Raw genomic sequence first — 12,413 nt, forward strand, 5'->3', positions numbered from 1 at the left:
TGCAGGCATGGAAGATCGGGCTGCGGCGGCGCTGGCGGCCTCCCATCGATCAGCGCAGAACGCCCTGCGGCCGGGCAGCGGCGTGGTGCGCCTGGTCGCCCATCGAGGGTCCGGCCACGCCTTCAACGACCCGGCCGGGCCGCCCGAGAACACCCTTGCGGCCGTGGCCTACGGCTACGCACAGGGCGCCGACGCGGTTGAAGTGGATGCCTGGCGCACAGCGGACGGACAGGTGGTGCTGTTCCACGACGAGACCAGCGATCGCACGACTGACCGTCCGGGGTGGACGATCGCGAAGGCCTCGTACGCGGATCTGCTCACTGCCAGCGCAAAGGCGTGGAAGGGCCAGGGCTGGGCGGGCGCTGGGATCCCGACCCTGACCCTGTGCGCCGAGCTCGTGCCGCCCGGCCGGGCGCTGGTCGTGGAGGTCGAAGAGGGTCCACAGGTCGTGGCCGATGTGCTCGCCGCGGTCGCACCCGCGGACCTGGCGACTGAGCAGGTCATGTTCATCTCGAAGAACCTGGACACGGCTGCAGAGGTCAAACGACAGTCGCCGGATCACCGCACCTTGTGGATCGTCGACACCACCCCGCGCTGGCAGGTCGGCGGCTGGACACAAGGCCATCGCCGGGGTGCCGACAGCCATCGCACCGGGTACGACGAACCGACGGACTGCCACTGGCTCGTGGAACGGGCGCACGCATGCGGCCTCGACGGCCTGGACACCCTCTTCGCCTACCCCCCTGACCTGCCGACCGCGGTGGCGGACGCCGGATTGCTGTGGATGGTGTGGACCGCCAACGACCCCCGGGCGGTCGACCTCTGCCTGCGCGACGGGGTGTGGGGGGTGACCACCGACAACACCGCGGCGGTGCGCCAGTGGCTGCACGCCGCGGGGGTCACGACAGGGTGGTGACTGCGACGAAGGTGCCCAGCCTCCCGCCGCTCTACGACGACAGTGCTGGGTTCCACGTCGACGACCCCGCACCAGCGTCACAAACCACCCTCCAGCCCCCGCACCTTCGTCACAAGGACCGCCGGGCGCGCGAGGTGTCGTGCAGCGTCGCCGCCTGCGCCCCGGACGTCAGCAGGGTCGCCCTGGCCACCACCCGGTAGGTGCCCTTGGCCAAGCGCGGGAGTTTCCACCGCAGCGTCTTTCCCCGCCGCGGGGTGGCGTAGGCGACGGCCTTGCGAGCCACCACGCGCTGCCCCTTCAGCACCCGCACGACCAGGCCCGCCGATGACGGCACGACCGGCCGGACCACCCGGAATGCGACCTTCACGCGTTTGCCGGTGAACGTCGGCGCGGAGACCAGCACACGAGTGCGCGTGCGGGAGCGGTCCTTCAGCGTGCGCGTGGTCCGCTTTCCCTTGTCCAGGACGACCAGGCGCACCGAGTTCAACGATCCCCATTCCGGCGTCGCCCTGACCGTAGCGCCACGAGGGATCTTCACCGGTGCCGACGTGAAGCGGTCGACCCCGCGGCGATCCGTGTCTGTGAACTGCAGCCGCAATGTGGTGGCCGGCCCGTCGTGCCGCAGGACCAGGGTGCCGCCCTTGCTGAAGTCCGCGGTCTCCGAGCCGCCGTCGAAGGTACGCAGCAGCAGGCTCGCCGAACGCTGATGCCCGCGGCGGTCCGACGCCAGGTCCAGCTGCAGCCGGCGGTCCTTCGTCCCGCTGAAGGTCACCGTGCCGGAGCCGGGGTCCGAACTCAGCGCGTCCGTCACACCGGCCGCCGTGGGCACGTCGCGGACCCCGGCCACGAACCCTTTGCCGGTGGTGAACTGCGAGTAGGTGCCCTTCGCCGCGCCCTGCACCGTGTGGGAGACACTCGTGCCGGGCGGCGCCACCAGGAAACCCGCCGAGCCGGGCACCGCGGCGGCGTCCTGCACCGGCAGGAACTCGGCATCGGCGGGCAGGTCGGTCACGCTGGCCGCGCCCGCGGGTGACCCGAAGATCGTGATGCTCTGCAACGCGTTGAGTCCGGGCAGCGACGGGTCGTCCGGGATGACGCTCAGCGGCACGGTGAAGAAGTCGCCCCCTCCCCCACTCCAGGTCTCGCTGCCCATAGGGAACTCCCACCGGTCCTTCGCGGCGTCGATCCGGATGACGCCACGGTCGATCTCGCGGTAGTAGTGATCGGCGGGATTGCCGTCCTCCGAGGCCAGGAACGGCACGTTGTTGTCGTACACGTACACGAACACCGAACCGTCGGACTGCTCCTCGATGTCATAGGCCGTGACCACGTGCCCGCTCAAGCCGTTCTTCAGCGAGATCCCGGGGTAGCGGCCAGCGGCCAGTTCCGCACGGATCACCGACAACTGGTTGGGCAGGTCCCGCTCCCGGCCCAGGTAGGCGACGAGGAACTGCGCCGTGCCCTGCCCCGCGTGCCGGCCGTCCAGCCATGTGCCCAGCGCGGCGTTCGGCCCGGTGCTGCTGGGCAGGTCGTGGTTCACCGTCACCCCCGGCGCGAACTTGCTGTGCCGGACCTTTCCGGCGAGCAACTCCTGCAGGGTTCGGTTGATTCCGAAGCAGTGGCCCCCGGAGGCCTTCAGCGCAAGGTTGAGCACCCCCCACACGAGATACGCGACCGGGTCGGGCACACCCGTGGGTATGGGGCAACTCCCCAGCGGCCAGCACGGATTGACCTCGATGAACATGTCGCGCTGACCGACGAGGTCGGTGAGTTCGCCATAGGAGAGCCAGCCGTAGGCGTAGTTGCCGAAGGCGAACCCGTCGTGGTTGCGAACGGTATGGACCGTCAGATCGTTGGTGCTGCGGTATTTCGGGCCCGCCAGCGGCACGATCGTCACCGGGCCGCTGGTCGCGGTCCGGGGAATCCGGAAGGTGAGGCTCCGGCCGTCCGCAGCGACCTCCGCGTCCACTTCGGCCCGATCGTTGCCGACCTGCACCTTCGTGCCAGGGCAGAACCCGGTGCCGTCCACCCGAATGCGATCGCCCGGGTCACGCCGGCGCGGGGCCCACCCGGAGGTGTCGGCAACCGTCGCCGAGTCCACCGCGTCGGCCACCTGCAATTGGAGGTTGCGCGAGGGGTAGCCGGGGCTGCTGGCGGTGAGGTTCACGTTACGCACCGACCCGAGGGCCGACGTCCGCTGCAGTCGCAGCGTGCGTTCGGCGATGAGGTTGCCGCCAGGCGGGATCGTCGAGCCTGGCAGTATCTGGGCGGTCGGTCCGGTGGTGGTGGCGGACACCGTGACCGTGCCGGGAAAGTCGATGTTGCGCCGTACCCGCACCGGGATGTCGGTGGGAGCGCAGGCGCCGAGCCGGAACAGCGGACCGCCCACCACGGACAGTTCGAAGTTGGTCCGGACCACCAGCGAGGTGGCGGCCGTGCGCGGTCCTGGCGCGACGGCGGCGTTGCCCTGCGGATCGGCCGTGACGGTCAGTTCGACCGGCTGTTCGAAGGCCATCACGTCATCGCTGGCGGTCAGCCGCATGGTGGTGCTGCTCCCGGTTCCAGGCACCGGATCAGGGAGGAACTGCGCCGTCACCCCCGCGGGCAGCCCGGCTACCGACATGTCGACCGGACCGCTGGAACCGTTGAGCCGCGTCAGCCCGATAGGGATGTCGAGCGTCGACCCCTGCCGCAGGCTGTTGACCTGCGCGGGGGCGGAGACGCTGAGGTCGGGCAACGAGTCGTCCGGAAACTCGAACGTCAGGTCGTCGAAGCCCAGGGTGGAACCGGCGGCGCCCGGGCCGGTCACCGCAAGGAAGAAGTAGGCGATGTCGGGGGCCGCACTGGTGACCCGGACCTGGGACGTGAAGCCGCTGGCAGTGATCGGCACCGCCTGGCTGACCCCGGCAACGGAGTTGTTCGCGCGGTAGGCGATCAACTGCGCGGACACGGCCTGCGGAGAAGCAGTGAACAGGCCCGCAAACACGGTCACCGCCGACGCCGTGCGGGTGAGCCGCCCGGTCATCCCCGGGGTCACCAACTCACAGGTCTGACCCGTGTCCGGGTAGCACACGTCGATGCCGACGTCCGCGGCCACTGTCCCGGAACGGGCCTGCCCGGGGGCCGATCTGCGGAAGGGCCGGAAACCGGGATCGTCCGCCACGAACCGGACGAAGCCCGACGCCTCGTACTGCGTGGTCACGGGCGTCCCCAGCGCCGGGCCGGTCTCGAAGTCGATGGTCACGGTGTCGGCGGCTCGGGCGGGGGTGACCGGTCCCAACAGTGTGGCCACGAGCGCCAGGGAGGTCAGAGTCGCCAGTCGTCGGGCAACTCGTGCCCACGGTCTTCCGGGCACCATCGTCGCCATGGCGTTGCGCCTTCCCGCGCCGGACGGCGGCGATGGCGCACGGCGCAAGTTTCGCGCGCGCTGTGACGGCGGTCAATGGCCGGTTCGGCTGACGTCGGGTCAGGCGAAGACCTGCCCCAGGGCCCGGATGCCGTCCTCGTTCGCGCGGAACCAGGCCCACTGACCGCGTTGTTCGCGCGTGATGAGCCCGGCGTCGGTGAGCACCTTCAGGTGGTGGCTCACGGTCGGCTGCGAGAGGCCGACAGGATCGTTGAGATCGCACGCGCAGCACTCACCGGCAGATCGGATGAGGGCCAGCAGTTGCAGGCGAGCCGGCTCGGCGACCGCCTTCAGGACCTTGGCCAGGGCCTCGGCCTCGGGACGGTCGATGGGCACACCCAGACCATCGGGGCAGCAGGCAGCGATGTCGGTCGGCGCGCTGATGAATCTCGCGGGCATCGTGATCGGCCTCTCCTGGATTGACAATGATCAATATATCGGCGTAGCGTTCATATTGACAACCATCGATGTGAGGGGCCTCGTGCGTCAACAGATCGACCCTGTGGACACCGCGTCCCGCTGGGCTGGGGGTCGACGCCGTGCGGGGCATCCGCGATGACATCCGCGGGCGCAGCGAGGCACTGATCGCCGAGATCGCCCCCCATTGAAGGAGGAGACGATGACCGACAGCGCTATGCACGAGGTGCGCGAGAACGTCCGGGAGCACTACGCGCAGGCCGCGAAGTCGGCATCCTGCTGTGGCAGCCCGGTGGAGGGTGGCTCGCAGGTGTTCGGGATCTCGCAGTACGAAGATGTGACCTCGCTGCTTCCCGAGGAGGCGATCATCGCCTCGCTGGGGTGCGGGAATCCGACGGCTCTGGCCGACCTGCGGCTCGGGGATATTGTGCTGGACCTGGGCTCCGGCGGCGGCATCGACGTGCTGCTGTCCGCCCAACGCGTGGGACCCACCGGCAAGGCGTACGGCCTGGACATGACCGATGAGATGCTCGAGCTGGCACGAAGCAACCAGCGCAAGGCCGGGGTGGACAACGTCGAGTTCCACAAGGGCCACATCGAAGACATCCCGCTGCCCGACGACAGCGTGGACGTGATCATCTCCAATTGCGTCATCAACCTGTCCGGCGACAAGAACGCCGTGTTCCGCGAGGCGTTGCGTGTGCTGCGGCCAGGCGGTCGGCTGGCGGTGTCCGACGTAGTGCTCAGTCGGCCGCTTCCAGACGAGTTCGCGTCGGTCACCGCGCTGTGGACCGGCTGCATCAGCGGCGCGCTGACCGAGCAGGAATGCCTCGACGGCCTGACCGGGGCGGGCTTCGAGCAGGTGTCGGTGGAACCGACGCAGGTCTTCGACGCTGCCGCGCTCGAGGGTCTGGCTGCCGATGTCGCGCAGGCCGACCTACCGGCGGGTCTGGACGTGGCCACAGCGATCCGGGGCCTGGACGGGGTCATCCGCTCGGCGTCGATCCGCGCGGTGAAGCCGTCCGTGGCGCCCGCAGACTCCTGCGAGACTGCTTGATCCGGCGCGGGCCGTCAGCGCCGGGTTGCTCATGCGGTCAGGAGTTCGCAGAAGCGCTCGGCGGTGATGTTGCGCCCGGTGATGACGAATACCGTCGGCTGGTCGGACGGGATGTCACCGGCGCGCGCGGCAGCAATGCCCGCGCCGGCGGAGCCCTCAGCGACAACGCCATGCTGCAGGGCGAGTTCGCGGACGGCGGCGCGCAGGCCCGGTTCGTCAGCCGCAATTACCGGAACCCGGCGTTCCCGCAGAATGGCCGGGGTGAGCGCGTCGGCAGCGATGTTGCCCGCGAGCCCGTCGGCGATGGTGGATCCGATCTCGACGTGGACCGGGTGCCCGGCCCGCATCGCTGTGGACACTGCCCGCGACGCGCTGGCCTCTACGCCGACCACACTCTCTGATGGGGCGCCGAGTGCCGTGCCGGCGGCGAGTCCGCCGCCGCCGACGGGAACCACGATCCTGAAACCAGGGGGGACATGGTCGGCGATCTCGCGGGCGATGGTCGCCTGTCCGGCGATCACGTCCGGGTCGGCGTAACCCGATACGAACTGGGCACCGCTAACCTCGGCGATCGTCAGCGCCGCTTCCTCGGCCGCGTCGTAGCCGGTCCCGATCAGCCGAAGGTCGATGTCGAACCCGCGCAGCGCCTCTATCTTGGCCGCCGATGCGGTCTCTGGCACGACGACCGTCGCCGGTGTGCCCAGGCGGGTCGCGGCGAACGCGACCCCCAGGCCGTGGTTGCCCGCCGAGGCCGTCACGACCGGCCGGCCGTCACGCGCAGCGGCGGCGACAGCGGCCAGTGCGCCACGAACCTTGAACGATCCCGTCGGTTGCAGGCCCTCCAACTTCAGGAACGCCGGAGCGGCGAACCCCGCCAGGTCCACCCGCACCAAGGGCGTGGGGTCCAGGTGCGCCCGCACGACGGCAGCTGCATCTGCCAGGCGTGCCTCCCAGTTGACAGAGCCCGCATCCATGGTGCCTCCGTTCATGACTGTCTGCGACCTCGCTTGACGGCGGGGTCTCCAGATGCACGAAGGTCGCGCACGCCTGGTCAGCCCCGGTGCATGTCAACGAACCGGCTGTAGTGGCCCTGGAACGCCGTGACGACCGTGGCGGTGGGGCCGTTGCGGTGCTTGGCGACGATGATGTCCGCCTCCCCCATGCGCGGTGAGTCCTTCTCGTAGGCGTCCTCCCGGTGCAGCAGGATCACCACGTCGGCGTCCTGCTCGATCGACCCGGACTCCCTCAGATCGCTCATCATCGGCCTGCGGTCGGTGCGTTGTTCCGGGCCACGGTTCAACTGGCTGATCGCCACCACCGGCACCTCGAGTTCCTTGGCGAGCAGGCTTCAGGGCGCGGGAGAACTCCGCGACCTCCTGCTGGCGCGACTCGACCCGTTTGCCCGAACTCATCAGTTGCAGGTAGTCGACGATGATGAGGCGCAGGTCGTGCTGCTGCTTAAGCCGGCGGCACTTAGCGCGGATCTCCATCATCGACATGTTCGGGGAGTCGTCGATGAACAGCGGAGCGGACGACACCGCCGACATCGTGTTGACCATCCGGGTCCATTGCTGCTCGTTCAGCGAGCCCGAGCGCATGTGGTGCAGCGGCAGTTCCCCCTGCGCGGACAGCAGCCTCATCACGATCTCGTTGCGGCTCATCTCCAGGCTGAAGATGGCGCTGGTCAGCCCGTGTTTGATGCTGCAGGACCGAGCGAAGTCCAGACCCAGGGTGGACTTGCCCATCGCCGGGCGGGCCGCGACCACGATCATCTGGCCGGTGCAGCCCGTTCGTCAGTTTGTCCAGGTCGATGAAGCCAGTGGGGATGCCGATGATGTCACCGGTGTGGTTCTGGATCGATTCCAGTTCGGTGTAGACCCCGTCGAGCAGGTCGGATAGCGGCGCGTAGTCCTCCGCGGTCGTGCGCTGCGTGATCTCGTAGACCGCCGCCTGCGCGCGATTGATGAGTTCCTCGACCTCACCCTCGCCGGAGAATCCGGTCTGCACGATGCGCGAACCGACCTCCACCAGACGTCGGCGCATGGAGGCGTCGCGAACGATCTGCGCGTAGTACGAGGCATTCGCCGTGAGCGGTGGTGAAGCGACGAGGGTGTGCAGGTACGGGGCGCCACCGATGCGCTGGAGCTCGCCCGAGGCCATGAGGCCGGCGCTGACCGTGATGGCATCCGCGGGTTCACCCCGCGAATACAGGTCGAGGACGATCCGGAAGACGGTCTGGTGGGCGGGGGTGTAGAAGTCCTCCTCGCGCAGCCGCTCCACGACGTCGGCGATCGCGTCCTTGCTCAACATCATGGCGCCGAGCACGCACTGCTCAGCCGCGATGTCCTGGGGAGGGGTGCGTTCGAAGGCGGCGGGGGCCGCGGGCTCCATATCCAGGCTCATGAACCTCTTTGTAGCGACTGGGTATGACAGGCACGCCGACTTCCGCGCAGGTCGGTCCGGGGGGCTGTGGACAGCCGGGTGCACGAGTTGTGGACGTGGTGCGTGGGATAGCTTTCACAAGTTGTGGAAAACCTGGGAGTATCGGACTTTGTGATCTCAAGAACTTGCCTCTGATCAGGCAGTTTACCCATTTGTAACGTGTGGAAAGAACTTGGATATCCGTTCAGGGCAGGTTCTGCAGGTGGGCCCGGATGCCCGGAACTGCCGCCTGTACCATGGCCACCACCTCGTCGAAGTCGTCCGCAGTGCCGTAGTACGGGTCGGGCACCTCGGTATCCTCGGCGGTCGGATCGAACGTGCGCAGCAGTCTCGCCTGCACCCCCATGCGCTGCAGGTCGCGCAGGTTCGCGGCATCCATGGCCAGGACCAGGTTGCTACCGGCCAACGCCTGCGGGCTGGCCTGCCTGGCAGTGTGCTCGGACGCGTACCCCGCGCGGGCGAGGGCGGCCGTTGCCCGCGGGTCGGCGCCGTCGCCGACGTGCCAGCCGCCGGTGCCCATCGAATCGACCTCGACGTCAAGGTCGCCCAGCTCGTCGGCGAGCACCGCAGCGGCGATGGGTGAGCGGCAGATGTTGCCCAAACACACAGTGGTGATGCGGATCGTCATGATGCTCCAGACATGCTTACGGCCCCGAGCGCACGTGCACCCGGGGCCGTAACGCAGGATTCAGGCAGATACCACGTTCACGGTCACCTGAGCCACCACATCCGGGTGCAGGGAGACCCGCACCGGGTAGGCGCCCAGGGACTTCACATGACCATCGATCTCGATCGCTCGCTTCTCGACCAGCGGGCCACCGGCGGCCTTGATGGCCGCGGCGATGTCGCTGGTGGTCACCGAACCGAAGAGCCGTCCAGTGTCCCCTGCCTTCGCGGTCACGCTCACCGTGAGTGCCTCGAGCTGCAGACGGACCTCATCGGCGTGCTCGCGACCGCGGATCTCGCGGGCTCCGCGCGCACGTTTGATCTGGTCGATCTGCTTCTCCGCGCCCCGGGTCCACCGGATGGCATACCCCCGCGGCACGAGGTAGTTGCGGCCGTAGCCGTCCTTCACCTCGACGATGTCGCCGGGGCTCCGAGATTGTCCACATCTTGGGTCAGGATGATCTTCATGATGCTCCTCAGCGGGCGGTCGACGAGTACGGCAGCAGAGCCATCTCGCGGGCGTTCTTGACCGCCTTGGCGATCTCCCGCTGCTGCTGCACCGTCACCCCGGTGACGCGGCGGGCACGGATCTTGCCGCGGTCGGAGATGAACTTGCGCAACAGCGCGACGTCTTTGTAATCGACCGTGTCGACGCCAGCGGCTTTGAGCTGGTTCGCCTTCTTCTTGATCGGCTTGACGGGCCGGGGTGGCTGCTTTGCCATTGTGGTGCTCCGATGTGTCGGGCCCGGCCGGTCGGCCGGAATGGGATGGATGAATGGAAGTGCTTAGAACGGGGGTTCGTCGACCGCGCCGCCCCAGGCGTCCCCACCACCGGCGGGAGCGCCCCAGGGGTCCCCGCCACCGGACGGCGCAGGAGCCGCACCGGCGTCGGCGGAAGAACCACGGCTGGTCCTCTGGATACTGGCCGTTGCGTACCGCAGCGCCGGGCCGATGTCATCGATGTCGACTTCGTAGACCGTGCGCTTCTCACCCTCGCGGGTCTCGTACGAACGCTGCTTGAGCCGGCCGATGACGATCACGCGCATGCCCTTGCGCAGGGACTCCGCGACGTTCTCGGCGTACTGCCGCCACACGGTGCCGGACAGCCAGACGGTCTCGCCGTCCTTCCACTCCCCGGAGGCGTTGTCCCGGTTGCGGGGGGTCACCGCGATGCGGATGCTCGCGGCCGCCACCCCGGACGGGGTGAATCGCAACTCCGGGTCGGCAACCATGTTGCCCACCAAGGTGATCTGGGGTTCACCGACCATTGTTCAGACCTTTCGTCGTTCGTTCTTCGAATAGTGACGCGGGGGTACGACGACTCAGGCGGCGCGCCGCAGGACCTTGGTGCGCAGGACGGCCTCATTGAGGTTCAACTGGCGATCCATCTCGGCCACGGTCTGCGGGGTGCAGGTCAGTTCCAGCACCACGTAGATGCCCTCGGACTTCTTCTGGATGTCGAAGGCCATCCGACGCCGGCCCCAGATGTCGACGTTGTCGACGGTGCCCTTGTCCTGGCGCACGACGTTCAGGAAAGCCTCCAGGCTGGGCTGAACTGTCCGCTCCTCGAGATCGGGATCGAGGATGATCATCACTTCATAGGGACGCAACTGCGACCACCTCCTTTGGACTCAAGCGGTCACGGGCCTTCCGTGACAGGAGGTCTAGGCGTCTGCGTGGTGACGACCACGCCCTCCCAGGGTACCGGACGATGTGATCCGGGTCAGCCGCGGTGTGGACAGCGGTGGAGAACCGCCCCCCGACCGGATACCGCACGCCGCCGACCCCTGCCGGTGCGCCTAGCCCACCCTGTCCTCCGACCCGGACAGACTCGCATCCGTGGCCGCCCGCCCGGGCGGCCAGTACAGGAGGGAAGAGTATGACGACAGACACCACGACTCGCGGGGCGGACGGCGGCGTGAAGGTGGTCGGGATCCTGGTCCTGGTCGCCGGCATCATCATGATCGTCGCTGGTGCCGTGACCTGGGCCTCGGTGTCCAGCCATCTCAAGAACGAGCGGATCACGGTGTCCGAGGACGCCGCCAGCCAGGCCGGCAAGCAGGTCGCCGGACCGCTGACGGCCTACGCGGAGGCCGAGGTCATCCAGAAGCACGCGCTGGAGGCCACCGGCGGGAAGACCTACGCCGAACTCGACCGGGAGGACCCCCTGCGCGAGGTGGCGATGACCGGCTCGTTCCTGCGGGCATCCCTGTTCAGTTCGGTCATCGCCTTCGGGGTGGCCGCCATGGCGATCGGCCTGGGAGTGGTGAACGTCCTGCTGGGATGGTCCCTCACGCGCCTGGCCAAGCGCTGATCCACCGGGGCCCGCGCGGGTTGCACCGGCCACTCGCGCGGGCCCCGCTGCGTAGACTCGCGGCGTGACCCTTGCTGTGCAGCCCATAGACACCGCGACCCACCGGGCCTTCGTGCAGGCCCAGCCGTCGGTGTCCTTCCTGCAGACCCCCGCCTGGGCCGGTGTCAAGGCCGAATGGGACAGCCAGTCCGTGGGCTGGTTCGACGGCGCGGACCTCGTCGGAGCCGCGCTGGTGCTCTACCGGCAGGTACCCCGGGTCAAGCGGTTCCTGGCCTACATCCCGGAGGGGCCGGTGCTTCCCTGGGACCGCGTCGTCGCAGACCCCGAAGCCTGGTTCGCCCCGTTGCTGGACCACACCAAGGGCAGGGGGGCCTTCGCCCTGAAGATGGGTCCGGCGGTCGCGACCCGCCGCTGGCACGCCGAGACGGTGAAAGCGGCCATCGCCGATGACACGGTCACCCGGCTCGGCGACGTGCCCGCCGACGAGGACATCCCCACCGGCCTGCACCTGCAGCAGGCGCTACGGGCGGCGGGCTGGCAGCAAGAAGCGGGCGGGGGCGCCGGCTTCGGAGATGTGCAGCCCCGCTACGTCTACCAACTCCGACTGGCCGGTCGCAGCACCGATGACGTCTTCGCCGGCTTCAATCAGTTGTGGCGCCGCAACATCCGCAAGGCGGAGAAGAGCGGCGTGGAGATCACCGAAGGCACGCGCGATGATCTGGCTGCGTTCCACCCGGTGTACGTGGAGACGGCGGCGCGCGACGGATTCACCCCCCGCGGCTTGAGTTACTTCCAGCGCATGTGGGACGCGATGAACGCCGAGGATCCCCGCCGCCTGCGGTTGTACCTGGCCCGGCACGCCGGCGAGGTGGTGGCGGCCACCACCCTGGTCACCGTCGGGGACCATGCCTGGTACTCCTACGGCGCCTCCACCACGGCCAGCCGCAACGTCCGCCCATCGAACGCCGTGCAGTGGCGCATGATCACCGACAGCCTCGAGGCTGGTTGCGCCGTGTACGACCTTCGCGGGATCAGCGACAACCTCACCGCCGGGGATCATCTGTTGGGCCTGGTGCAGTTCAAGGTCGGAACGGGCGGCTACGCCCAGGAGTACGTGGGCGAATGGGACCACGTGCTGCGGCCGATGTGGAACAAGGCCTACGAGGCGTACCGCGCGCGTCGCTGAGCACGCCGG

General features: G+C 68.6%; 11 protein-coding genes and 2 pseudogenes. 4 read left to right on the forward strand and 9 right to left on the reverse strand.

Going from position 1 to position 12,413, the window contains the following annotated elements:
• Window positions 1–7: 7 nt before the first annotated feature.
• Window positions 8–916: a hypothetical protein gene (locus tag IPG68_03285; GenBank protein MBK6762345.1), complete on the forward strand. Its 909-nt coding sequence runs from the start codon at window positions 8–10 to the stop codon at window positions 914–916.
• Window positions 917–1,025: 109 nt separating this feature from the next.
• Here IPG68_03285 and IPG68_03290 read toward each other — a convergent pair whose 3' ends face one another.
• Both IPG68_03290 and IPG68_03295 read right to left on the reverse strand, forming a co-directional pair.
• Window positions 1,026–4,208: a hypothetical protein gene (locus tag IPG68_03290; protein ID MBK6762346.1), complete on the reverse strand. Its 3,183-nt coding sequence runs from the start codon at window positions 4,206–4,208 to the stop codon at window positions 1,026–1,028.
• 174 nt (window positions 4,209–4,382) lie between these two features.
• Window positions 4,383–4,721 (reverse strand): helix-turn-helix transcriptional regulator, encoded by a 339-nt coding sequence (locus tag IPG68_03295; GenBank protein MBK6762347.1) that lies wholly within the window; start codon window positions 4,719–4,721, stop codon window positions 4,383–4,385.
• A gap of 220 nt (window positions 4,722–4,941) precedes the next feature.
• Between IPG68_03295 and arsM the strand changes: the two genes are divergently transcribed.
• Window positions 4,942–5,796 carry an arsenite methyltransferase gene (arsM, locus tag IPG68_03300; protein ID MBK6762348.1) on the forward strand — a complete coding sequence of 285 codons (855 nt, stop codon included), beginning with the start codon at window positions 4,942–4,944 and terminating at the stop codon, window positions 5,794–5,796.
• A gap of 29 nt (window positions 5,797–5,825) precedes the next feature.
• Here arsM and IPG68_03305 read toward each other — a convergent pair whose 3' ends face one another.
• The 7 genes and pseudogenes from IPG68_03305 to rpsF all read right to left on the reverse strand — a co-directional run bounded on the left by IPG68_03305 (window position 5,826) and on the right by rpsF (window position 10,514).
• A complete protein-coding gene (locus tag IPG68_03305) occupies window positions 5,826–6,770 on the reverse strand; it encodes a pyridoxal-phosphate dependent enzyme (protein MBK6762349.1) in 945 nt (314 codons plus the stop codon).
• 77 nt (window positions 6,771–6,847) lie between these two features.
• Window positions 6,848–8,199: pseudogene (gene dnaB, locus IPG68_03310) on the reverse strand (replicative DNA helicase).
• A gap of 223 nt (window positions 8,200–8,422) precedes the next feature.
• A complete protein-coding gene (locus IPG68_03315) occupies window positions 8,423–8,866 on the reverse strand; it encodes a low molecular weight phosphotyrosine protein phosphatase (GenBank protein MBK6762350.1) in 444 nt (147 codons plus the stop codon).
• A gap of 60 nt (window positions 8,867–8,926) precedes the next feature.
• A pseudogene (rplI, locus tag IPG68_03320) lies at window positions 8,927–9,372 on the reverse strand (50S ribosomal protein L9).
• A gap of 8 nt (window positions 9,373–9,380) precedes the next feature.
• Window positions 9,381–9,626 (reverse strand): 30S ribosomal protein S18, encoded by a 246-nt coding sequence (locus tag IPG68_03325; GenBank protein MBK6762351.1) that lies wholly within the window; start codon window positions 9,624–9,626, stop codon window positions 9,381–9,383.
• 63 nt (window positions 9,627–9,689) lie between these two features.
• Window positions 9,690–10,172 (reverse strand): single-stranded DNA-binding protein, encoded by a 483-nt coding sequence (locus IPG68_03330; GenBank protein ID MBK6762352.1) that lies wholly within the window; start codon window positions 10,170–10,172, stop codon window positions 9,690–9,692.
• A 54-nt stretch (window positions 10,173–10,226) separates the two neighbouring features.
• Window positions 10,227–10,514: a 30S ribosomal protein S6 gene (gene rpsF / locus IPG68_03335; protein MBK6762353.1), complete on the reverse strand. Its 288-nt coding sequence runs from the start codon at window positions 10,512–10,514 to the stop codon at window positions 10,227–10,229.
• A 269-nt stretch (window positions 10,515–10,783) separates the two neighbouring features.
• Here rpsF and IPG68_03340 point away from each other — a divergent pair, with 269 nt between their 5' ends.
• Both IPG68_03340 and IPG68_03345 read left to right on the forward strand, forming a co-directional pair.
• Complete coding sequence (locus tag IPG68_03340) at window positions 10,784–11,218, forward strand: aromatic ring-opening dioxygenase LigA (protein MBK6762354.1); 435 nt, start codon at window positions 10,784–10,786, stop codon at window positions 11,216–11,218.
• Window positions 11,219–11,282: 64 nt separating this feature from the next.
• Entirely contained in the window at window positions 11,283–12,404 is a 1,122-nt protein-coding gene (locus tag IPG68_03345; protein ID MBK6762355.1) for a peptidoglycan bridge formation glycyltransferase FemA/FemB family protein, read from the forward strand.
• The last annotated feature ends 9 nt before the right edge of the window (window positions 12,405–12,413 follow it).

Source organism: Micrococcales bacterium (assembly GCA_016703125.1).
Classification (GTDB): Bacteria; Actinomycetota; Actinomycetes; order S36-B12; family UBA10799; genus JADKAV01.

What these genes read in the sequence shown, in the direction of transcription:
- IPG68_03285 (MBK6762345.1), top strand. Translation starts at nt 8, where the DNA reads ATGGAAGATCGGGCTGCGGCGGCGCTGGCGGCCTCCCATCGATCAGCG.
- IPG68_03295 (MBK6762347.1), bottom strand. Translation starts at nt 4,721, where the DNA reads ATGCCCGCGAGATTCATCAGCGCGCCGACCGACATCGCTGCCTGCTGC.
- arsM (MBK6762348.1), top strand. Translation starts at nt 4,942, where the DNA reads ATGACCGACAGCGCTATGCACGAGGTGCGCGAGAACGTCCGGGAGCAC.
- IPG68_03305 (MBK6762349.1), bottom strand. Translation starts at nt 6,770, where the DNA reads ATGGATGCGGGCTCTGTCAACTGGGAGGCACGCCTGGCAGATGCAGCT.
- IPG68_03315 (MBK6762350.1), bottom strand. Translation starts at nt 8,866, where the DNA reads ATGACGATCCGCATCACCACTGTGTGTTTGGGCAACATCTGCCGCTCA.
- IPG68_03325 (MBK6762351.1), bottom strand. Translation starts at nt 9,626, where the DNA reads ATGGCAAAGCAGCCACCCCGGCCCGTCAAGCCGATCAAGAAGAAGGCG.
- IPG68_03330 (MBK6762352.1), bottom strand. Translation starts at nt 10,172, where the DNA reads ATGGTCGGTGAACCCCAGATCACCTTGGTGGGCAACATGGTTGCCGAC.
- IPG68_03340 (MBK6762354.1), top strand. Translation starts at nt 10,784, where the DNA reads ATGACGACAGACACCACGACTCGCGGGGCGGACGGCGGCGTGAAGGTG.